The sequence below is a fragment of the Nitrosospira sp. CT genome (assembly GCF_059489795.1).
Genome location: NZ_JCAHZJ010000066.1, coordinates 216360 through 238735, shown reverse-complemented (window position 1 = coordinate 238735; position 22376 = coordinate 216360). Strand labels below are relative to the sequence as shown.

General features: G+C 53.5%; 21 protein-coding genes. 6 read left to right on the top strand and 15 right to left on the bottom strand.

The features are described from left to right. Nucleotides 1–12: 12 nt before the first annotated feature. Nucleotides 13–672 (bottom strand): ribose-5-phosphate isomerase RpiA, encoded by a 660-nt coding sequence (gene rpiA, locus AC52W5_RS12545; RefSeq protein ID WP_495671224.1) that lies wholly within the window; start codon nucleotides 670–672, stop codon nucleotides 13–15. 136 nt (nucleotides 673–808) lie between these two features. Between rpiA and ilvA the strand changes: the two genes are divergently transcribed. Together ilvA and AC52W5_RS12535 are read left to right on the top strand one after the other, a co-directional pair. Continuing rightward, nucleotides 809–2320 (top strand): threonine ammonia-lyase, biosynthetic, encoded by a 1512-nt coding sequence (gene ilvA, locus AC52W5_RS12540; RefSeq protein WP_074972515.1) that lies wholly within the window; start codon nucleotides 809–811, stop codon nucleotides 2318–2320. 179 nt (nucleotides 2321–2499) lie between these two features. Further along, nucleotides 2500–3828 (top strand): porin, encoded by a 1329-nt coding sequence (locus AC52W5_RS12535; protein ID WP_495671223.1) that lies wholly within the window; start codon nucleotides 2500–2502, stop codon nucleotides 3826–3828. A 94-nt stretch (nucleotides 3829–3922) separates the two neighbouring features. Here the strand turns inward: AC52W5_RS12535 and AC52W5_RS12530 are convergent, their stop codons facing one another. Beyond that, the gene (locus AC52W5_RS12530; RefSeq protein ID WP_495671222.1) at nucleotides 3923–4072 is read right to left on the bottom strand and encodes a hypothetical protein; all 150 of its coding nucleotides are present in this window, start codon (nucleotides 4070–4072) and stop codon (nucleotides 3923–3925) included. A 282-nt stretch (nucleotides 4073–4354) separates the two neighbouring features. On the opposite strand from AC52W5_RS12530, the gene AC52W5_RS12525 reads away from it, so the two are divergent. Next, complete coding sequence (locus tag AC52W5_RS12525) at nucleotides 4355–5710, top strand: porin (RefSeq protein ID WP_495671221.1); 1356 nt, start codon at nucleotides 4355–4357, stop codon at nucleotides 5708–5710. A gap of 99 nt (nucleotides 5711–5809) precedes the next feature. On the opposite strand, the gene AC52W5_RS12520 is transcribed toward AC52W5_RS12525, so the two are convergent. The 10 genes from AC52W5_RS12520 to AC52W5_RS12475 all read right to left on the bottom strand — a co-directional run bounded on the left by AC52W5_RS12520 (nucleotide 5810) and on the right by AC52W5_RS12475 (nucleotide 15087). Further along, nucleotides 5810–6244 carry a GNAT family N-acetyltransferase gene (locus AC52W5_RS12520; RefSeq protein ID WP_495671220.1) on the bottom strand — a complete coding sequence of 145 codons (435 nt, stop codon included), beginning with the start codon at nucleotides 6242–6244 and terminating at the stop codon, nucleotides 5810–5812. Between the two features lie 93 nt (nucleotides 6245–6337). Further along, nucleotides 6338–7645 carry an adenylosuccinate synthase gene (locus tag AC52W5_RS12515; RefSeq protein ID WP_495671219.1) on the bottom strand — a complete coding sequence of 436 codons (1308 nt, stop codon included), beginning with the start codon at nucleotides 7643–7645 and terminating at the stop codon, nucleotides 6338–6340. A gap of 89 nt (nucleotides 7646–7734) precedes the next feature. Further along, nucleotides 7735–8916, bottom strand: coding sequence for an ATP phosphoribosyltransferase regulatory subunit (locus AC52W5_RS12510; RefSeq protein ID WP_495671218.1), 1182 nt, complete (start codon nucleotides 8914–8916; stop codon nucleotides 7735–7737). 43 nt (nucleotides 8917–8959) lie between these two features. Continuing rightward, a complete protein-coding gene (locus AC52W5_RS12505) occupies nucleotides 8960–9145 on the bottom strand; it encodes a DUF2065 domain-containing protein (protein ID WP_011379805.1) in 186 nt (61 codons plus the stop codon). Between the two features lie 251 nt (nucleotides 9146–9396). After that, nucleotides 9397–10257 carry a protease modulator HflC gene (gene hflC / locus AC52W5_RS12500; protein WP_371265857.1) on the bottom strand — a complete coding sequence of 287 codons (861 nt, stop codon included), beginning with the start codon at nucleotides 10255–10257 and terminating at the stop codon, nucleotides 9397–9399. A gap of 18 nt (nucleotides 10258–10275) precedes the next feature. Then, nucleotides 10276–11475, bottom strand: a complete 1200-nt coding sequence (hflK, locus tag AC52W5_RS12495) for an FtsH protease activity modulator HflK (RefSeq protein ID WP_074972502.1) — start codon at nucleotides 11473–11475, stop codon at nucleotides 10276–10278. A gap of 104 nt (nucleotides 11476–11579) precedes the next feature. Then, a complete protein-coding gene (gene hflX, locus AC52W5_RS12490) occupies nucleotides 11580–12764 on the bottom strand; it encodes a GTPase HflX (protein ID WP_074972500.1) in 1185 nt (394 codons plus the stop codon). After that, nucleotides 12757–13002: an RNA chaperone Hfq gene (gene hfq / locus AC52W5_RS12485; RefSeq protein ID WP_011379809.1), complete on the bottom strand. Its 246-nt coding sequence runs from the start codon at nucleotides 13000–13002 to the stop codon at nucleotides 12757–12759. Before hfq ends, hflX begins: the two co-directional genes overlap by 8 nt. 260 nt (nucleotides 13003–13262) lie before the next feature. Then, a complete protein-coding gene (locus tag AC52W5_RS12480) occupies nucleotides 13263–14264 on the bottom strand; it encodes a cytochrome-c peroxidase (RefSeq protein WP_495671217.1) in 1002 nt (333 codons plus the stop codon). 259 nt (nucleotides 14265–14523) lie between these two features. Beyond that, nucleotides 14524–15087 carry an RNA pyrophosphohydrolase gene (locus tag AC52W5_RS12475; RefSeq protein ID WP_074972495.1) on the bottom strand — a complete coding sequence of 188 codons (564 nt, stop codon included), beginning with the start codon at nucleotides 15085–15087 and terminating at the stop codon, nucleotides 14524–14526. A 200-nt stretch (nucleotides 15088–15287) separates the two neighbouring features. Here AC52W5_RS12475 and AC52W5_RS12470 point away from each other — a divergent pair, with 200 nt between their 5' ends. Beyond that, complete coding sequence (locus AC52W5_RS12470; RefSeq protein WP_495671216.1) at nucleotides 15288–16997, top strand: proline--tRNA ligase; 1710 nt, start codon at nucleotides 15288–15290, stop codon at nucleotides 16995–16997. A 105-nt stretch (nucleotides 16998–17102) separates the two neighbouring features. On the opposite strand, the gene AC52W5_RS12465 is transcribed toward AC52W5_RS12470, so the two are convergent. From AC52W5_RS12465 to AC52W5_RS12455, 3 genes are all read right to left on the bottom strand, one after another. Further along, nucleotides 17103–17645, bottom strand: coding sequence for a TlpA family protein disulfide reductase (locus AC52W5_RS12465; protein ID WP_495671215.1), 543 nt, complete (start codon nucleotides 17643–17645; stop codon nucleotides 17103–17105). Nucleotides 17646–17676: 31 nt separating this feature from the next. Continuing rightward, nucleotides 17677–18909 carry a YihY family inner membrane protein gene (locus tag AC52W5_RS12460; RefSeq protein ID WP_495671214.1) on the bottom strand — a complete coding sequence of 411 codons (1233 nt, stop codon included), beginning with the start codon at nucleotides 18907–18909 and terminating at the stop codon, nucleotides 17677–17679. A 107-nt stretch (nucleotides 18910–19016) separates the two neighbouring features. Further along, nucleotides 19017–20549, bottom strand: coding sequence for a 2-isopropylmalate synthase (locus AC52W5_RS12455; protein WP_495671213.1), 1533 nt, complete (start codon nucleotides 20547–20549; stop codon nucleotides 19017–19019). Nucleotides 20550–20870: 321 nt separating this feature from the next. Here AC52W5_RS12455 and AC52W5_RS12450 point away from each other — a divergent pair, with 321 nt between their 5' ends. Then, nucleotides 20871–21497: an SCO family protein gene (locus tag AC52W5_RS12450; RefSeq protein WP_074972490.1), complete on the top strand. Its 627-nt coding sequence runs from the start codon at nucleotides 20871–20873 to the stop codon at nucleotides 21495–21497. A gap of 33 nt (nucleotides 21498–21530) precedes the next feature. Then, the gene (locus AC52W5_RS12445; protein WP_495671212.1) at nucleotides 21531–22355 is read left to right on the top strand and encodes a cytochrome c oxidase assembly protein; all 825 of its coding nucleotides are present in this window, start codon (nucleotides 21531–21533) and stop codon (nucleotides 22353–22355) included. Nucleotides 22356–22376 lie beyond the last annotated feature (21 nt).

Genomic DNA, 22376 nt, shown 5'->3' with positions numbered 1-22376 from the left:
TTTGACCTGCCCTCAGACAGCAACGGTGCGAACGCCTCCTTCGCCACCCAGCAACAGCAAATCCGCAGGGCGTCTTGCAAATAGGCCATTAGTTACGACGCCGGTGATCTGATTGAGTTCCGTCTCCAGTTCAACGGGATTCAGGATCTGCAAGCCATGCACATCAAGAATCAGGTTACCGTTATCGGTAGTAAATCCCTCCCTGAGCACGGGTTGTCCCCCCAGCCGTATTATCTCGAGTGCCACATAACCGCGCGCCATCGGAATGACCTCTACTGGCAGGGGAAACTTGCCGAGCACGTTCACGAGCTTGCTCTGGTCCGCAATGCAGATGAATTTTTTCGCCACTGCGGCCACGACTTTTTCCCGGGTCAGTGCTCCGCCGCCCCCTTTTATCATATGCAAGTACGGCGTTATCTCGTCGGCGCCATCCACATATAACGGAAGCTCGTCGACATTGTTCAGGTCCATGACTTCGATTCCATGCCCACTGAGGCGGCGGGCGGTTGCTTCTGAACTTGCTACCGTTCCATCGATTCTGCTTCTGATGCCAGCCAGTTCGTCGATGAAGTAGTTGGCGGTGGAGCCGGTGCCGACTCCGACAATGCAGCCTGCGGGAATATGTTGAATAGCGGCGCGTGCGGCCGCCCGTTTCTGCTCGTCCTGGTTCATGATGTTATTTTTTATGCCTGAAAATATTGACTGTTTATGAGCATAATACTATCAGTCCATTTTAACAATGAAGCTGGACATTTAGGGTTTCCCGGCATGCTAAAATGCTCAACCTTTAAAATCGCAACCCATTTCGATGAAAAACAGTTACCTCGAAAGAATCCTTACCGCGCGGGTTTATGACGTCGCGGTAGAGAGTCCCCTGGAGCTTGCGCCGAATCTGTCCACACGTATAAATAATCAGTTATTCCTGAAACGGGAAGATGTGCAGGATGTTTTCTCGTTCAAAGTGCGGGGAGCTTACAACAAAATGGTCAAACTTTCTCCCGCGGCACTCGAACGCGGAGTGGTGACGGCCTCTGCCGGCAATCATGCGCAAGGTGTAGCCCTCGCTGCGCAGCGATTGAACTGCCGGGCAACCATCGTGATGCCTGTCACCACGCCCCAGATCAAGTTGCAGGCAGTCGAGGCACGCGGGGCGACAGTGGTTTCCTTCGGTGATTCCTATGATGAAGCCTATGCGCACGCACATGAATTCGCCGAAAAGAATCAGGTAACCTTTGTACACCCCTATGACGATCCCGACGTCATTGCCGGGCAGGGAACGATCGGAATGGAAATACTGCGCCAGCATCCGGGTGAAATTCATGCAATATTCGCGCCCATCGGTGGAGGTGGGTTGATTTCGGGTATTGCGGCTTATGTAAAAAGGCTCTATCCGGAAATCAGGATTATCGGTGTGGAACCTGTCGACGCCGATTCCATGTATCAGTCGCTGAAAAAGAACCGCCGTGTCCGGTTGCCGCGCGTGGGATTGTTTGCAGACGGAGTCGCTGTCAAGCAGGTGGGGGTGGAAACTTTTCATTTATGCCGCGAACTGGTCGATGAGATCCTGCTTGTAGACACTGACGCCATCTGTGCGGCAATCAAGGATGTGTTCGAGGATACGCGCGCCATACTTGAACCTTCGGGAGCGCTCTCGATTGCAGGCGCCAAGGCTTATGCAAAGCGGGAAGGTATCCGCGGCAAGAACCTGATTGCGATCGCCTCAGGTGCGAATATGAATTTCGACCGGCTCCGTCATGTGTCCGAACGGGCGGAACTGGGTGAGCAGCGGGAAGCGGTCATGGCGGTGACGATTCCCGAGGAGCCCGGCAGTTTCAAGAAGTTCTGCGCAATGCTGGGACCGAGAAGCATTACCGAGTTCAACTATCGTTTTGCCGGCCCGAAGGAGGCGCATGTGTTTGTAGGGGTGTCGGTAAAAAACCGGGAGGAAGCGGCGAAACTGATCAAGGATCTGGAGAGCAACGGCTTGCGCACCGAGGATTTGAGCGACAATGAAATGGCGAAATTGCATATCCGCCATCTCGTGGGCGGGCATGCACGTGATGTTAAAAATGAAATCGTCTATCGTTTTGAATTCCCCGATCGTCCAGGAGCGCTCATGCAATTTCTGAACAGCATGAGCCATCATTGGAATATCAGCCTGTTTCATTACCGTAACCACGGGGCAGACTATGGACGGGTGCTGGTCGGCATGGAGGTGCCACCGGAGGAGAAAGCGGATTTCCAGGCATTTCTCGCTCAACTCGACAATCGTTATTGGGACGAAACCCAGAATCCAGCCTACAAATTATTCCTGGGATAGGAACAGATAGCGCTGACTGTTTATCTCCCGACAAGTTTTGTGCACCCTCGAAATCGAATATTGCGGGGGTTACAGTGCTTAAACCTTCAATAATCCAAATCAGATGAATACAGTCGTGTAAAACAGACGGTTTTGAAGGTTTCACAGTCGTGTGTCCGGGAGCTAAGGAAAAATTCAGAATGAAATGCATGCGAAAGCGCAGCAGCTGGATTCCGTACGGAGTAGGTTGTTTTTTATTGATCTTCATGAGCAACAGCGCTGTTCAGGCGATTGATATAGCAGAGTTGTTGAGGGAGAGCGGTGTAAGGGCGGGAGGATGGATCAATGCAGGGGCAACCTATAACCCCAGCAATCCTGTCAACGGATACAACGGCACCGTTACCTTTGCAGACCGCGCCAACCGGTTTCAGCTGAATCAGTTCAATCTTTATCTCCAGCGCACGGTAGTCACGGAAGGCAAGGCTTTTGATTTCGGCGGGCGTGTCGATTTCATGTTCGGCACCGATGCAATCTATACCCAGGCTTTCGGTGTTCCGCCATTCGACGTGAATACAGGTCAAGCCTTGAATAGGGGCCACTGGGATCTGAATATATGCTGCTCATCAACACGGACGTACGGCATCGCGCTACCGCAAGCGTATCTCGAAGCCTATATACCATTGGGTAATGGCTTGAACATCAAGGCAGGCCATTTTTATTCACCGACAGGGTATGAAACCGTTCCTGCACCTGACAATTTTTTTTACACTCACGCCTATAGCTTTAACAATGGGGAACCGTTCACCCACACGGGTGCCGTAGGGAACTATACCGTCAACGGGAATTGGTCGTTAATGGGGGGCGTCATCACCGGGAGCGCAACCGGTGGATGGGATGGCGGATTTGACAGAGAGCTGGGAAACTGGGGAGGGCTGGGCGGCATTACCTGGGTCAGCGACGACAAAAGGACTTCGGCCAACATCACGGGGAGCTACAGTGCGACGTCCACCCGCAGCAACAGACCATGGGGAATGTACAACATTGTGCTGCAGCACAGGCTCACACCGAAAACCCACCTGGTTCTACACCACGTCCACGGCTATGCCGGGGGTGTTTTGCTGGGAGGGGTGCCAAAGAATGCGGAATGGTATGGCATCAATACTCACCTCTATTATGACCTGTTGGAAGACCTTTCGGTGGGTATTCGCGGTGAATGGTTCCGCGACCGGGACGGTTTTCGCGTCTCTTCGCCTTTTCGCGTGGTAGCTGCGCTCAACAATATCGGCACCAGTTTTGCAGGCGATCCATCAGCTGTGATCGCGGCGCCCGCGGACTACTATGAAATCACCTTCGGGATGAACTGGAAGCCCTCGAAAAGGTTGCGGCTGGACTGGAAGCCAATGCAAAAGCTGAACATTCGTCCAAATATCCGCTATGACCGTGCTGACGGCATTGACCATTCGGTCCGGCCTTTCAACAACAAGAAGGATCAGATCATATTTTCCCTCGATGCGATTATTCCCTTCTAAGGCTGGACGGGTGCGGGGAAAGCCGTCTATCGAAGAGGAAAGTAAGATGGGAAAATAGTCTCTCAGACTGCCAGCCTCCCCGCTTCTCAGGCTGTCATTCCTCGCCGCCGCTGTCCTGCTCATCCTCACGTCTTCGGGCCGCATGCAGCAGGGGCGAGTTGAGATTGCGCTGTGCCTGCTCTCGAGCCATTTCCCGCTGAAGAGCGGCCTGCATCATGTTTTCTTCCGCTTTTTTCTTACTCAATCAGGCTGCAGTATGAGCCTTCAGATCCTGGACACGCCTTCCGCATAGATAGGCCCTCGCAGTGTTCCAGCAGCTTCCTCTCTTCCTCCGCGCCCAATGTTATAAGTACCTGCCCCTGTCTGCCGCTTCCATCGCTTTTGCTTATTCTCCATCTCTTTGTGAGCGAGGAGGATGACTTCACAAATTCTTGACAAAAATATAACACTTTTTTTATTTATCCCATGTTACGTTTCAAACAGAATAACAATTTTCGTGGTAGTGTTTTGCCAAGGGGAGCCAATCATGAAACGCCCACCGAAACGCAGAAATGGAATGATCTTTGCTTCTGCGGTCAGCCTGTTTACAACTCTCGAGAATCCCGATAGTGCCTACGCCAATACCGCATTGGAATGGTTCAAGGACAATGGCATCAGGCTTGGCGGCTGGATCAACGGCGGCGCGACTTTCAATCCTAGCCAGCTCACCGGTTTCAACGGCCCGGTAACATTTGCCGACCGCTCCAACCGATTTCAGTTAAATCAGTTCAATATTTATGTGCAACGCCCCGTGGTAGCTGAGGGCAGCACCTGGGATTTCGGGGGACGTATCGATTTCATGTTCGGAACGGATGCCATTTTTACCCAGGCTTATGGCGTTCCCGCATTCGACGTGAATACAGGCCAACCTTTAAACAGGAGCAATTGGGATCTTGATGTGTGCTGCGCTTCAACCCGATATTATGGGATTGCGTTTCCGCAGGCTTTTGCCGAAGCCTATGTTCCCGTTGGGAACGGATTGAACGTCAAGGTAGGCCATTTTTACACTCCGATCGGCTACGAGTCGGTACCGGCGCCGGACAATTTCTTTTACACTCATGCCTATACCATGCAGTATGGAGAGCCGTTCACGCATACCGGGGTGCTGGGCAACTATAAGATCACGCAGAACTGGACGTTCATGGGGGGCGTTACCACGGGGAGCGCCACTGGCGGCTGGGATGGCGGGTTCGACAAACAGCTGGGCAATTGGGGGGGGATTGCGGGCATTACCTGGACCAGCGAGGATATGGGCACGTCGGCCAATATCAGCGGAACCTACAGCGCAACCTCGACACGCAGCGATGAACCGTGGATGTTGTACAGCATCGTGCTGAAGCATAAATTCACCGACAAGACTCATTTTGTGCTGCAACACGACCACGGTTTCGCGGGAAATGTTTTCCTGAATAATGTCTTTTATAGTAACGTGATCAAGGATGCCGAATGGTACGGCATCAACACCCATCTGTATTACGATCTCATGCCGGAATTGACGATCGGAGTACGGGCCGAGTGGTTCCGCGACCGGGATGGGTTCCGTGTATTTTCACCGGGACGGGTGGCTGCCGCCACCGACAATCGGGGATTCAGTTATGCGCTTGGACGCAATCAGCTTGGCAATAGCACCAGCAGTCCGGCGGATTATTATGCAGTCACGGTAGGCATGAACTGGAGGGCGGCCAAGAGGCTGAAGCTCGACTGGAAGCCGTTGCAGCAGTTCAATATTCGTCCAAACGTTCGTTACGACGCCGCCGATGGACTACATGGCATCGATTATCGGCCCTTCGGGGGACATAAAGATCAGGTGGTTTTATCCCTTGATTTTATGGTTCCGTTTTGATTTCCTGATTTCCACTTTTTCCGCCCGCTACAGGGTCTAATCTGTAATGCCGAAAAGGAGGAGAACGGGACAGGTCCGCGTTTCAGAGCGCTTCTATCGTTAGCGCGGCCGAAATTGCAGTATCATTTTCACGTGAGGAATTCCGGCATCCAGGAATTCCGGTCCTGCCTGCTGAAAACCAAATCTGCTATAAAACCCGGTCGCGTGTGTCTGTGCGTTCAAGGTAACTGAAGGAAGCTGCCGGTTTTCCGCTTCCTTCAGCAACCGATCCATGAGTGTGCTACCCACTCCTTTGCGTCGCCAATCTCTCAACACGGCCATGCGTCCTACCGAAGCATCCGGTAGCAACCTTGCCGTACCTATTGGATTTCCCGAGGGATTCAGCGCCAGCAGGTGCGCGCAAACGACGTCGAACTCGTCCCATTCGAGTTCCGCAGGTACTCCTTGTTCCCTGATAAAAACCGCCTCTCGTACTGCTCGTAATGCCCCTCCGTCTTCCTGCCAGCTTGCCGGGCGTACTATGCAGAGACTCATATTGGCTCGACTGGTCGTGATAATCCGCCAGTGTGGTGGAAGCTTCTGCTCCTGCACTGTCTGCCTCTGCCTATCGGGAGACAGGCTTTCCAGCTACTCGAAAGGGTGCCGCAATACAATTGTTTCTTCCCGATCCGGTCCGGTCGATATCATGTCTATCGATACCTCACACACTTCTTCCATACGCTTGAGATAGTTGCGTGCGGCCATTGGCAGTTGTTCGAAATTGCGGATACCGACCGTGCTCCCGCTCCATCCGGGCATTTCCTCGTAAACCGGTTCGCAGGAGGCAAGTTCCTCCGCACCTACCGGCATGATGCCACTGAATTTTTCTTCCTCTCCATTTCCTGTCAGTTTATAGCCCACGCCCAGCCGCAGGGTTTCAACACCATCCATCACATCAAGCTTGGTGACACACAACCCAGAGACGCCATTAATCTGGATGGAACGTTTCAGGGCGGCGGCATCGAACCAGCCACAGCGCCGCGGGCGTCCCGTGGTTGCACCGAATTCATTACCGCGCCTGGCGAGATGCCTGCCGACCTCATCATCCAGTTCGGTTGGAAAGGGCCCCGCTCCCACGCGCGTGGTATATGCCTTGGTGATTCCCAGCACATAGTGCAACATCTGGGGGCCGATTCCGCTTCCTGTTGTCGCGGCACCGGCAATGCAATTGCTGGACGTAACAAACGGGTAAGTGCCATGATCAATATCGAGCAGCGCCCCCTGTGCGCCCTCAAACAGAAGATTCGCGCCTGCCCTGTTGGCTTCGAATAAAAGCCGCGGCACATCGGCAACCATGGGGCGGATGCGTTCCACCAGTGAGAGCGTCTCGTCCATGGTTTGCTGAAAATCGATGACTGGCGATTGGAAATAGTTCTTCAGCACGAAATTGTGATAATCCAGTATTTCGCCCAGCTTCGCCGCGAAGCGGTCACGATGAAACAGATCCTGCAGGCGGACGGCGCGGCGCGCCACCTTGTCCTCGTATGCCGGTCCAATACCTCGTCCGGTCGTGCCGATTTTACCCAATCCTCTGGCGATCTCTCGCGCGTTATCCAGCGCCACGTGACAAGGTAGAATGAGAGGACAGGCCTCGCTGATGCGAAGCCGGTTAAGCACGTCGATGCCCGCGCGCTCCAGCATACCGACTTCATCCAGGAGCGCCTGTGGCGACACAACCACGCCATTACCGATATAGCAGGCGACGTCCTTACGGAGAATTCCGGAAGGGATCAGGTGCAGCACGGTCTGCGTGCCACCAATGACAAGTGTATGACCCGCGTTGTGCCCTCCCTGGAAGCGCACTACACCCTGCGCCTGATCCGTAAGCCAGTCCACGATCTTGCCCTTGCCCTCATCACCCCACTGGGTTCCTATGACAACTACATTTTTGCTCATATCGCTTCTTTAACGTTTAAACTTCTGTAATGTTTGAAAGGTAAAGGGAGGAAGAACTTTCCTTCCTAAAGCTGGGCAATGACTGGCATTCAGGTCAGTGCATTCACTATCGACCACACCCCGTTTTCCGATACGAGTTTTTTATCGCAATTGAAGGAGCTGGCGTCATTTTCATGACCCGGCAGGGCAATTATCACGATCTGGCCTTCGTTACGAAGCTGTTCGATTTTCTTTTCCAGCGTTCTGTCATCCTTTATGAACGGAGCCAGAATTCCTCTGGGATAAGAGTCCGAGGGCATCAAACTAGATAACTCCCGCAGGTCCATGCTGAAACCTGTTGCGGGCCGCGCTCTCCCGAATGCCTTTCCAACTTCATCGTAGCGTCCACCCACTGCGATTGCATTGGGACAGTTGTCGGTATATGCGGCAAAGACCATGCCGCTGTGGTAGTGATATCCGCGCAAGTCGGCGAGATCGAATGCCAATGTATCCACAAGGGGGCCCAGTTCGCCCGCTACCATTTCGAGCTCGTCCAGCGCTCCCAGGATTTCGGGGTAGGGCGGGAGGGCGCTGCGCGCCAATGTCAACACATTCTCGTCTCCGTAGAGCTCGGGTAGCAGCAGGAGCGCCTCTCGCACCGAGGCATCCACCCGTTTTTTCAACCCGGCACAGAGTTCCTTCAATGCTGCCTTATCTTTTCCCTGCAAGGCGCCGGACAATTCCATTTCCAGGGCAGGTGAGATATCTGTACTTCTGATCAAGCCGCGAAATACCGCGACATGGCCGAGATCGAGGTGTATGTTTCCCACACCGGCGATTGCGAGAGATTGAAGCATCAGCCGCTGGATTTCCAGATCGCTTTCAAGTCCCTGATGACCGTAAAGTTCCGCGCCGATCTGCAACGGTTCCCGGGTCCGGGTCAGGCCCGACGGCCGCGCGTGCAGCACGCTGCCCGCATAACAAAGCCGCGTGATGCCCTTCCGGTTCAGAAGGTGTGCATCGATGCGAGCCACCTGTGGCGTCATGTCCGCGCGCAAACCCATCATGCGGCCGCTCAGTTGATCAACCACCTTAAGCACGCGCAAATTCATTTGCCTCCCGCTACCAGTGAGAAGCGATTCCACATATTCCAGCAACGGCGGCCCTACGAGTTCGTAGCCGTTCACGAACAACCAGTCCAATACCCGCCGGCGCATCATTTCTATCTTCAGCGCTTCGGCGGGCAGAATGTCCTCAATATATTCGGGGAGAGCCCATGCACTCGGGGTCATAATCAAGACAGGATAAAGGCAGGTATGGAGGGTATGGAAAGAACTATTTCACAAGATAGAGCAGGAGCAACCCGACCAGCATGGAGGTCAGGCCGATAAAACGTATCTGGTTGTCGCCGGCTTCGGTCAGTTTTCTGAAAGCCTCACGCCATGCACCGGGCATCAAAAAGGGAAGCAGTCCCTCAAGCACCAGCATCAGGGCAAAAGCCATTAACAGAGTGTCCCACATATTGAAATAACCCAAGCAGACTGGACGCTTACTGCGTCAGGCGACACCGAAGCAGGTGTCTGGCAGGGAATTCGCTGGAGAAAACGTCAGGAATCACCGCTCTATGTGGGATCATTTACAGCGTGGGAAAAGACTGGAGAAGCGAGGGGCGATATTCGACCGGCCATGGAATTACTCTGTCGATAGCTCTGAAGCAGCCAGCCGTACTCCTGGACAGCTGCTTCATCCGAATGAGCTATTTACTGGCACCTCTATTTCCCTCCTCGCCCCGAGTTCTTCATATACTTGAAAAACTCGGAATTCGGTTCCAGTACCATGATATCACTCTTGTTTTTAAAGCTTTGTTTGTAGGCGTCGAGGCTGCGATAAAAAGAATAGAATTCCGGATTCGACTCGAAGGCGCTAGCATAGATACTCGACGCTTTCGCATCGCCTTCACCCTTTGTTTCCTGGGCTTTCCGGTAGGCTTCGGCAAGAATGACCTCGCGCTGGCGATCCGCATCGGCGCGAATCTTCTCAGATTCCGCAGCGCCGGTCGAACGCAGTTCATTCGCCACACGTTTCCGCTCGGCTTCCATTCTACGGTAGACCGATTCACTTACTTCCTGCGGCAGGTCTACTCTCTTCAAACGAACATCTACGACTTCCACTCCGATTTTACGCGCATCCGCATCGGCCTTTTGCCGCATGATTTCCATGATTTTGTCGCGCTCGCCGGACACGACGTCATGTACTGTCCGATTACCGAATTCATCGCGCAAGCTTGAGTTGACTGTTTGCGACAGGCGCGTCTGGGCGAGCATCTCGTCCCCGCGCACGCTGACATAGTACTGCTTGACGTCCACGATACGCCACTTCACGAACAGATCCACCAGAACGTTCTTTTTTTCGGATGTTATGAAGCGTTCCGGCTCGGCGGTATCCATAGTCAGAATGCGCGAGTCAAAGTAACGCACGTTCTGCGCCACCGGGATTTTGAAATAAAGGCCCGGAGATGTCTTTACATCCACCACTTCACCCAGCTGGAACAGGATTGCCTGCTGCCGCTGGTCGACTACATACAGTGACGAGCTTGCCACAAGAAACAGGACGATAAGGACAGCCAATAACATTGGGGTATAGTTTTTCACTTATCTTGTCTCCCGTTCGCGGCCACGAAATGCTTCCCGGGTGCGGGTAGCGGCGTCTGCGGCAGGTTCCGGCGGCGACGCAGGCTGTGTCTCCGGCACTGTGCCAGACGAGGAAGAAGGTCCGCTCATATGAATCAGCTTGTCCAACGGCAGATAAAGCAGGTTATTGCCATTTTTCTGGTCCACGATAATTTTGCTGGTGTTGGAAAGCACCTGTTCCATCATATCCAGATAAAGCCGGTCACGTGTCACGCCCGGCGCCTTGCTGTATTCAACGAGAACCTGCCTGAAGCGGCTCGCCTCACCTTCGGAACTCGCAATCACCCGTTGCTTGTACCCCTCAGCCTCTTCGAGGAGACGGGCCGCATTACCTTTGGCCTTCGGAATCACATCATTCGCATAGGCCTGGCCTTCGTTTTTCTGCCGTTCCCTATCCTGTCCGGCTTTGACTGCGTCATCGAACGCCGCCTGTACCTGTTCGGGCGGTTGGGCATTCTGCATCGTCACCTTACTGATGGCGATGCCGATCTTGTAGCGGTCAAGGATTTCCTGCATCAGCTCGGTGGCTTTTGCCGCCACCTGTTCACGCCCTTCATAGAGCACGAAGTCCATCTTGCTCTTTCCGATGATTTCCCGTATCGCGGTTTCCGCTGCCTGTAGCACGGCGTTTTCGGGGTCACGATTGGTGAACAGGAACTCCTCCGGATTTTTCAGAATGTATTGCACGGCGAACTGAATATCGATGATATTCTCATCGTCGGTCAACATGAGCGACTCCTTCAGCACCTTGCTCCGGACATTGTTACGATAGCCGATTTCAACAGTCCGCACCTGGCTTACGTTAACGGTTTCAACGACTTCGACAGGGTAGGGCAAATGCCAGCGCAAGCCTGCCTGTGTACTCTCCACATATTTTCCGAATCGCAACACGATGCCCCGCTGGCCTTCATTGACGATATAAAATCCGCTTCCTATCCACAGCAGCAGAAGCAATCCCGCAAGCAGCCCTATGCCGCCGCCGTATCTTTTGGGACTGGCCGGAGGACCGCCTTCACCACCTCCGGAATTGTCACGCCTTCCCCCACCCTTGCCCTTCAACAGATTGTTGAGCTTCTTGTTAAAATTGCGCCACAACTGATCCAGATCGGGTGGACCGGAATTGCCTTTTTTTCTTCCCCACTGAGGATCATTTAATCCCATGATGATTCCTATTTTTGTGTTTAATGGAGCAGCCCATCAAACTCTACCGTGAAAAACCCCGAATCAGGTTTGTGGAAAGCAAAAATTGCTGCATTATTCGACATTCAGTGATACCCGCTCGTTATATCCCGGGCTTCCGGCTGATTATCGGACTCTCGTAAAGCCGTCCGCTCCCCGAGTGCTTCGGACAATGCCAGATTGATAAACTCCAGCCCTTCGCCGGTTTTGGCGCTCAATCGAACTTGTACGATTCTACCATACTCATCCCGCTGGTAACCCGGGGAGCTTGCCGGCAAGTCGATCAGGTCTGTCTTGTTCAGCACCAGTATCTGTGGAATGCGGTCAGCGCCGATTTCCTTCAGCACCTTGTTGACTTCATCAATCTGTTCGCTGCGATTGGAGCTGCCGGCATCCACGACGTGGAGCAACAAATCTGCTTGCACCGTTTCTTCCAGTGTCGCCCGGAATGCTGCCACCAGCGTGTGCGGCAGAGCCCGAATGAAGCCCACCGTGTCGGAAAGTACGAGCGGACCGCGGCCCGCGATAAACAGCTTGCGGGTGGTGGCATCCAGGGTTGCAAACAACTGGTCAGCGACATAGGTGTGGGCGCGAGTGAGTCTATTGAAAAGAGTGGATTTACCGGCATTGGTATAACCGACCAAAGAAACCGACATCACTTGCGCACGCTGCCTGGCGCGCCGTTGCAGGGCTCTTTGGCGCTCGAATTTAGCGAGCTTTTCTTTCAGCACCTTGACACGTTTTCCGAGCAGGCGTCGATCAGTTTCCAACTGTGTTTCACCAGGGCCGCGCAGGCCGATACCGCCCTTCTGCCGTTCCAGGTGCGTCCAGCCCCGCACCAGCCGGGTGGCCAGATGTTCGAGCTGGGCAAGTTCCACCTGCAACTTTCCTTCGTGACTCTTTGCGCGCTGCGCAAAGATGTCCAGAATAAGGCTCGTACGATCGATGACGCGCCGCCCTAACCGCTGCTCCAGATTACGCTGCTGGGCTGGCGAAAGATCATGATTGAAAATAACCAGCGAAGCGCCAGTCTGCTCCACTGCCCCCATTATTTCGTCAACTTTCCCGCTTCCTGCGAAAGTCGCAGGATCCGGGCGAAGCCGTTTCCCCAGCACTACAGCGGAAATTGCAAGGCGATCACTGGCGGCCAATTGCCGTAATTCTTCGAGGTTTTCTGTGGAGTCGCTGTCATTTAGATCAAGACTTACCAGAACAGCAGAATCAACAGCGGCATGAGTGTCGGGCGCGTTCCCACTAGAGGAATCAAGCATCAGATATAGGGGGTGCCTCAAATGGAATGTTGACAGCTCTTGCGGGGACTACCGTAGAAATTGCGTGCTTGTAGACCATCTGGGTGACGGTATTCTTCAACAGCACTACATACTGGTCGAATGAATCGATGTGTCCCTGTAATTTGATTCCATTTACCAGATAAATCGAAACCGGAATATGTTCCTTCCGCAAGGTATTCAGAAACGGGTCTTGTAACAATTGCCCTTTAGCGCTCATACGTGACTCCGTGTTTTAATTATTCAAAAAATAAACTCTACTTGATTTTGAAGCGTAAAGCCATATTCCTGCTGAGAGCGGCTGAAGGTCGAATCGGGCAGGTATAAAGAGAGTTATAGGCCAATTTGCGCCTATTTCCAATATAAATATTCCGCCAGCTATATCAGATACGCCATTGCCGAACCTTATCCGGACTGCTATACAGTCCGGATAAGGTTCGAGCTTGTTTTCTCTGCCGATGAACAGAGGCCTCTCGCCGCTCAATCGAAGGGATGAGGTTTGGGTGTATCCTTGGTCGAGGGGGGAAGAATAGGCAAAGTGAGATGCGGTTGCTTGCCGGTCAACGTCTTTAGAAATGCCACGATTTTGGCATTCTCGTCCTTTGTGAAATTGCGTCCCAGTTGTATGCGGCCCATGGTATTCACCGCGTCTTCCAGAGTTGCTGCGGCCCCGTCATGGAAATAAGGATAGGTCAATTCCACATTTCGCAATGTAGGCACCTTGAAGAACAGGCGGTCCTCCTCCTTGCCGGTCACGGCAAAACGGCCTTCAGCCTTGCTCTGAGTTTTATAGGCTTCATGTACGCCCATTTTCTGGAACGACGCGCCGCCTACGGCAGGTCCATTGTGGCAACCGGTGCAACCCGCGTCCTTGAACAGCTTATACCCTTCGAGTTCCGTTTTGTTGATGGCGTTCTTATCGCCTTTGAGCCATTTATCGAAACGGGAATCCGGCGTTACCAGTGTTTCTTCGAAGGCAGCGATCGCGTCCGTTACCATGCCTATATCGAGTTTGTCCGAACTGTATATCTGCTTGAAGCGCGCCCTGTACTGGGGAATGGATTGCAGCACGCCTACTGCCAATTCATGGCTGAATCCCATTTCCCCCGGATTGGCAATAGGACCGCCCGCCTGATCTTTCAGGTCCTTGGCGCGGCCGTCCCAAAATTGGGCCAGATTCAGACTGGAGTTCAATACGGTGGGCGAATTGATCGGGCCCTGATGCCACTTATGGCCAATGGATGATGGAAGATTATCGGATCCGCCCATGCTCAGGTTATGGCAGGAGTTGCACGAGATAAACCCGGATTTGGAAAGGCGGGGATCAAAAAAAAGCATTTTGCCCAATTCCACCTTGTTTTCATTCTTGGGCTTGGCTGCCTCGATCGGTTGTATGGGTTCGTCGGCGGCAGCGGCCAGGGCAGGCGGAGCGGCAATCGTTCCAGCAGCTAGCAGCGACGTTATTAATGCCCGCAATATCATTGTAATCTCCTAAAAAACTCGGCTGTAGTGGCGCAGCCGGTTACGCCTACATCGGAAAACTGAGGGCAGGGCTATCAGCCAGCTGAGGATGGGCACAACTGTTCGCGAGTATATCCGATAGCCGCAATATCAATATTAAAGGCAGTGTGTAAACAGCTAACAGCTTTGCTGTCAGCTGCCTGATACGCATCAGTTCCCGTTGCGGCGGCAGTGGCACCTCTGGCGGTGGTACTGCAATGCGCTGTTGCAATGCGGTTGCTTATTCGGACTGCTTGGCAGTGCTGCCTGCGAGCTGCCCGCTGGCGGAATAGTCGTATTTTTCATATCCACTGTACCCGAAGGGAACAGGCGGACGATTCAGCAGGCGTGCCAGTTCCGTCAGTGCCTGGCGGTAAACCTGGCGTTTAAACTCGACTACCGACTCCAACTCTACCCAGTACTGATTCCACCGCCACGCGTCAAATTCAGGACGTCCGTTGGTGTGGAGCGAAACGTCGCAATCACTTCCCAGCATGCGCAGCAGATACCAGATCTGTTTCTGCCCCCGGTAATTTCCCCGCCAGTCGCGCTTTATCCATTGAGCAGGTACATCGTATCGCAGCCAGTCGCGGGTGCGGCCGAGGATTTGCACGTGCCACGGGCGCAAGCCTACTTCCTCAGTCAATTCACGATACATTGCCTGTTCCGGGCTTTCGCCGGGCTTGATACCTCCTTGAGGAAATTGCCAGGAATCCTGTCTGATGCGCTTGCCCCAAAAGACCTCGTTCTTCGAATTGAGTAGAATGATTCCTACATTTGAGCGATATCCATTACGGTCGATCATATGATTCACCCATTTGATCCTTCACGATAGGGTTAGATTTTTCCACATTTCGTGCCGGATTGAAAGCTGTCGCTGATTGGGCGCACAGGAGGAGTGGCAACTGCATTATTGTTTGAACACTTTGCTTTTCGGATTCCTCATGGTCAACCTGCACTGCTTTTCAGAGTAAAATCGGAGATTGGACTTGTTATGGACAGGATATGCGAGCATCAGGTTTTTTTATTTCGACACTCAAGGAAGCGCCCGCCGAGGCGGAATTGATCAGTCACAAGCTGATGCTGAGGGCAGGTCTCATCCGGCGCCTGGGAAGCGGTCTCTACACCTGGATGCCGCTCGGCTTGAAGGTCCTGCGCAAAATTGAAAACATCGTGCGGGAGGAAATGGATGCGGCCGGGGCACTGGAACTGCTGATGCCGGCCGTACAGCCCGCGGAACTATGGCGGGAGACAGGGCGATGGGATGTCTTTGGTCCCCAGATGTTGAAAATCAGGGATAGACACGAGCGCGATTTCTGTTTTGGTCCAACCCATGAGGAGGTCATCACGGATATTGCACGGCGTGAAATCAAGAGTTACCGGCAGTTACCCCTCAATTTTTATCAGATACAAACCAAATTTCGCGACGAGGTTCGTCCCCGTTTCGGCGTCATGCGTGCGCGCGAATTCGTGATGAAAGATGCCTATTCGTTCCACACCGATATCCACAGCCTGGAAGAAACCTATCAGGCGATGCATGTGGCCTATTGCCGGATATTCGATCGCCTGGGACTGAGATTTCGCCCGGTCAAGGCCGATACGGGTGCGATTGGTGGCAGCAGTTCGCACGAATTTCATGTCCTGGCCGATTCCGGCGAAGACGCCATCGCTTTTTGTCCCGATTCCGATTACGCAGCGAACGTTGAAATGGCCGAGTCGTTGCCACCGGCAGCATCGCCGGGACCTGCCGCGGGCGAGATGCGGAAAGTGCGGACCACCGCTAAAAAGACCTGCGAAGAGGTTGCCGCCTGTCTTGATGTTTCCATCGAACAGACGGTAAAAACGCTGGCGGTCGTGGCCAATGGCCGGATGTATCTTCTGCTGCTGCGTGGCGATCACCATCTCAACGAGACAAAGGTTCGAAAGATTCCTTTTCTTTCCGATTTCCGGCTTGCCAACGAAGAAGAAATTCGTACCGAAACCGCCTGTATTCCCGGATTTATCGGCCCGGTCGGATTGCCTCTTCCGGTTATCGTGGACCGTACCGTAGCGGTCATGAGTAATTTCGTGTGTGGCGCCAATGAAGAGGATTATCACCTCGTCAACGTCAATTTCGGACGTGATCTGAAAGAGCCGGATCATGTTTTCGATATTCGCAACGTGGTTTCCGGCGACTTGTCGCCGGACGGAAAGGGTGAGCTGGAAATCTGCCGCGGGATAGAAGTCGGCCACATTTTCCAATTGCTTACAAAGTATTCGGAAGCGATGAAAGCCAGTTATCTCGATGAATCCGGGCAATCGCGCCCCATGGAAATGGGCTGCTACGGGATCGGGGTTTCACGCATTGTGGCAGCCGCCATCGAGCAGAATCATGACGAGCGCGGCATTATATTTCCCGCAGCAATGGCGCCATTCCAGGTAGTCATCATTCCGATCGGGTTGAAGAAGAATGCAGAGGTGAGGGCTGAGGCGGAGAAACTATACGCGGCGCTTTCCAGCGCCAGCATCGAAGTTCTGCTCGACGACCGGGATGACCGCCCCGGTGTAATGTTCGCCGATATGGAACTGATCGGTATTCCTCACCGGGTTGTCGTCGGCGAGCGAGGTTTGAAGGAAGGAAACGCCGAGTACCGGGGGCGGCGCGACGAAAAATCCGTGGTCATCCCGCTTCCTGAGATTGCAGATTTTATTAAATCAAAACTGGCTGGCGGTTGATGGCTGAATCTTCCCGGCTCGCCGTTCTGGAACTGGCGCTCGACAGTCCGATTCTGATTCCAGTACGGCAAGGCCGGGCAGTCATTGTCCCCCGGGATCTGACTACTAGCGTTCTCCCTTTTGCTGTGCTTTTCCAGCCGGCTGGGAACTGGGGATCTTCGAATTCTCACGCATGAATTCTTCCAACGCTTCGCGGGACACAATTCCGATCTTATAAACTGCCGGCTTTCCTTCGGGATCGAAAACATAGGTAGTCGGCAGCATGGATACCGGGCCGATCTGACGTGCCAGTTCCTGATCCCCGAGCACGATGGGGTAGGTCACTGAAAGCCGTTTCGCATGTTTGAGCACAACGTCCGGGTTACGATAATCCATGGCCACGCCGATCACCATTACGTCTTTTTTCCGACTTTCATAGAGGGAGACGAGATCAGGAATTTCCTTCAAGCATGGGGGGCACCATGTGGCCCAGAAATTTACCAGCACCCATTTCCCCTTGAAGTCGGAAAGGGTCAGTTTCTTTCCGGTATGATCGGTAAAGGTAAAGCCATGGGCCTGTGCGACCGGTACTGCTGAAAGCATGAAGCATAAACAGAACCGGTAAAGCAGAATACTCAAATGGCATCTTTTCGCATGACGTCGTTTCATTTTTCCAACAACTCTCCTAACCTTTGCTAAGCTAACATTTCTGCGGGTGGTTCGGTTTCGCGGAGGCAAAAAGTTGCGACAGCGGAAGCCCCATTTTCTCATCGATCCCCACAGCAATATCATCGAGTAGCTGCTCCAGCCTGGTATCGCCTCCTGCTGCACTCCGCAGTGCTTCGGGACGAAACGCAAACAGGCGGTAGACATCGGCAATCCGGATCTCGGCAGGGTCAAGTATTTGAACCCATCCTCCCCCCTGAACCTGCCGCACGAAATTGGCTTTCATCATGAGCTCCAGTATTCGTTCTACTTCTTCGGGGCTTAGCATCAGCTGCTGCTGCAAGCTGGAGGCGGTTTCAACTTTGCCTGCCTTCAGCGCCTTTCCAAGTACCCCCAATAAACGCAATGCATCAAAAAACTGCTTACCCCTGGCCTTCGGGTCATCGCGCCACTCGCGAAAACGCCAGCTTGAAAGGGATGCGGCAATAACCGCCCCGAGCAGCACCATCAACCACGAAAGATAAAGCCATAGCAGGAAAATGGGAATAGTCGCAAAGGTGCCATATACTGTCTGATAAGTCGGGAATCGGGTGATGTAGAACGCGAAACCTGCCTTCATTATCTCGAATCCTATCGCCGCAGCCACACCGCCCGCTATCGCATGCTGCCATGCTACCTGGCGATTCGGCACGATGAGATAGGAAGTCGAGAAGGCAATACTCGTCAACACGAGCGGACCCAACCGCAAAAGCATGATATCCCCACCCGGAATATCGCGGGTAAATCCCATGGAGGCGGTCATCAGCCAGGACGTAAGCGACAGGCTTGCGCCGATCAATAAGGGGCCAATCGTCAGAACGGACCAATATATCAGGAGGCGATGCAGCAGCGGGCGCAGGCGGGATACTCGCCAGATGCTGTTGAGCGCTTCGTCTATCGTGAGCATGAGTGCAAGCGCGGTTACGCCCAGGAAGGCGATGCCGATCGCGGTCAGCTTGGCCGCATTATCGGCAAATTGCTGCATGTACACGGAGATGACCTTGTTTGCCGCTTCAGGCACCATAGTGGTGAGAATGAATTCCTTTATCCGGTCTGAAAATTCGGCGAATGCGGGAAATGCCGCCACCATCGATAACCCGATCGCGAGCAGCGGTACCAGCGAAAGCAGGGTGGTGAAGGTAAGACTGCTCGCAATCTGGATGCAGTTGTGCTGGAAAAAGCGCACAAGGACATAGTGCATGAAATCGACGGGACGTACGGATTTCATTACTTTCGTGACAGGTCGTGAGGATTGAGAGAAAAGCTCCACGCGCAGCCCCAATTTGGAGGCAGGACAGACGGTTCCAGTTTGTCCTGCCGCGTTCTTCAAGGTTTCTACACTTGCGGGTGCGCCCGCTCCAGCTTGCTGTGCAGCTTGTTGAGCGCGCTGAGGTACGCCTTGGCGGAGGCGACAACAATGTCCGTATCGGCGCCGTTACCGTTCACGATACGGCCTGACTTCTGCAGCCGGACCGTAACCTCGCCCTGGGAATCGGTACCACTGGTGATCGCATTGACGGAGTAGAGCTGCAACTCCACGCCACTATTCAGTATCTTTTCGATGGCGCGGAAAGTGGCGTCCACCGGTCCGCTTCCATCCGCCTCCGCACGGGATTCCCTGCCTTCTTCACCGATTACTATACTGGCATGGGGAGTTTCACCGGTTTCGCTGTGCGCCGTCAGTGACAGGAGCTTGTAATGTTCCTGCAGGGCGGTGGCGTCATCGGAAACCAGGGCATGCAGGTCTTCATCGAAAATATCATGCTTCTTGTCCGCCAGCTCCTTGAAGCGCATGAAGGTGGCATTAAGGACTTCTTCCGATTCCAGTTCGATCCCGAGCTCTGCCAGCCGGCTGCGGAAGGCGTTGCGTCCCGAATGCTTGCCCAGCAGCAATTTGTTTGCCCCCCAGCCGACATCCTCCGCTCGCATGATTTCGTATGTTTCGCGGTGTTTCAATACGCCGTCCTGGTGTATCCCGGATTCGTGTGCGAATGCGTTTGCGCCCACAATTGCCTTGTTCGGCTGTACCGGAAACCCGGTAATGCCCGAAACCAGCTTGCTTGCGGGGACGATATGGACAGTATCGATGCGGGTATCACAAGGAAAGAAATCCTGGCGGGTGTGCACGGCCATGACGATCTCCTCCAGGGAGGCATTGCCTGCGCGCTCGCCCAGTCCGTTTATCGTGCATTCGACCTGACGCGCTCCGTTCATCACTGCCGATAACGAATTGGCCACTGCCAGTCCAAGATCATTATGGCAGTGCACCGAGAATATGACTTTATTCGAATTGGGAATCCTCTCGCGGAGGGTACGGATGAGTTCTCCGAATTGCTGGGGCATGGTGTAGCCGACTGTATCGGGAATATTCACAGTCCCCGCTCCGGCATCGATGACCGCTTCGAGCACACGGCAAAGAAAGGTGATGTCAGAGCGCCCGGCATCCTCAGGGGAGAATTCGACGTCGTCGGTGTATTGGCGCGCCCATTTCACCGCTTTCACCGCCTGTTCCACCACCTGCTCGGGGGACATGCGCAGTTTCTTTTCCATGTGAATCGGTGAAGTGGCGATAAAGGTGTGGATACGCGCCGAACTGGCTCCCTGCAATGCTTCGCCTGCACGCCTGACATCGCCTTCGGTTGCGCGCGCAAGGCCGCATATGGTGCTGCCCTTGATTGCATCCGCTACGGCTTTTACCGCTTCGAAATCGCCATTCGAGGCAGCTGGGAAACCCGCTTCAATGACATCAACCCGCATTCGTTCGAGTTGTCGAGCGATGCGCACTTTTTCCTCCCTCGTCATGGAGGCGCCCGGGCTTTGCTCGCCGTCACGCAAGGTGGTATCAAAAATGATGAGATGGTCTTTCAATTGTTTCTCCGTTTTCAGAAAGAATACTCGAACTCTGATAGGGAATCCAGGAACGGATTCCATCGATAAAAACTGGTAAAGGCTTGAGGGAGGTCGGTAATTAGCGCGCGAGGCGCAGCAGCGGTCTTGCAAGAAGCTGCAGGCGGGGCTGAAGGCAGAATGGAATGGACTGAACGAAGTTTGCGATGCGCATGTCCCAAATATAAAGGGTTTCCGGAACGCGTGCAATAGAGAAATTGAATGCTATATTGAAACTGACCGATATTGAAACTGACCGGTTGACTCTCCAGGAATGGCCCGAGGAATTTTCGATGCTTCTGAATGAATAAGAACTTTGTAAATAAGAACTTTGGGGGAGGACCAAATTTCAGTCGTCGCCGAATCGCTGCGGGTCTTGTGATTGTGCTCGCCATGAGCGCGTGCGATTCGACAGAACAGGGGCATGTAAAGGGGGTAACCGGCCACTTGCCGGATTTGAGTTTTTCCCTCACTTCCGACAAGGGACAGTTGGTTACAGCCAAGACATATGAGGGAAAAGTATTGCTCATGTATTTTGGATTTACACATTGCCGGGAAGAGTGTCCGATTTCCATGGCGCGTCTCACGCGTGTAATGCATCTCCTGGGGGAAGACGCAGATCGGGCGCATATCCTCTTCGTAACCGTGGACCCGAGGCGGGATGGGCCTAGGGAATTGCGCCGCTATCTAGCGCAATTCGATCTTGAGCAGACGACAGGCTTGACCGGTACTCCAGATGAAATCGGGGGGCTTGCAAAACGATACCGCAACGCGTTCCGGCCATATTTTCCCCCTGGCGGAGATGGCGGCATCATGCATGGCGACGCAGTCTATATATTTGACACACAAGGCCGTGCCCGCCTGCTGGCAACCTCCGCCGATCCGGAAGAGGCTCTGGCGGAAGACCTGCGGGATTTGCTTCCTTCCTGAAAACTTCTCAGGTAGTAACGGACATCAATTGTAATGGAATGGTTTTACTGGCTGGTGCCTTGGGAAGAGTCTATTCTGGTGGCTGCTGCCACTGGTAGCGCAGCTCTTTTCTTTCTGAGAGGCTGCGCCTGGGTTCGTCCGTCACTTCATCGCAAATTGTGCTTCTGGGGTGGATTAAGTCTGGTCTATCTCGTTTCTCACACCCAGCTCGATTATTACTCGGAGCACCAGTTTTTCATTCACCGGCTTCAGCATCTTGCATTGCATCATCTCGGGCCTTTTCTGATTGTATTGAGCAGGCCATGCCCGGTTCTTCTTGCGGGCATGCCGTCAAGGATGAGGCAGGCATTTCATCTGATGGCGGGATGGAAGCCGGTTCAATATCTCGCCCACGCCCTGTGCAATCCTGTCGTCGCCGTCGCACTGTTCAGCGTGCTCATCGGTTTCTGGCTGTTGCCCTCGATTCATTTTACGGCGATGATCGATTGGCGCCTCTACCGCTTGATGAACTGGAGCATGTTTCTCAGCGGGTTGATTTTCTGGGGACTGGTCTTAACTCCCGGTCCGGTATTCACCGTCAGATTGTCGCCCGGCTCTCGCATTGGCATGATGCTTGCCATAATTCCGCCTCAAATTGTCATTGGCGCCATCATTTTCTTTACTTCTCACGAGTTGTATCCGATCTACACCATTTGCGGACGTGCTATTGGCGATATCAACGCACTTGCGGATCAGCAGATCGGGGGCATCATTCTGTGGATACACGGTGCGATGATGAGTGCGATCGGGATTCTGGTTGTCATCCTGAGGGAATTAATGCTTGCAGAATATCCGAAGCATGGACAGAAGGTGGCATAAACGTTTGCTTTCCTTTTCTTT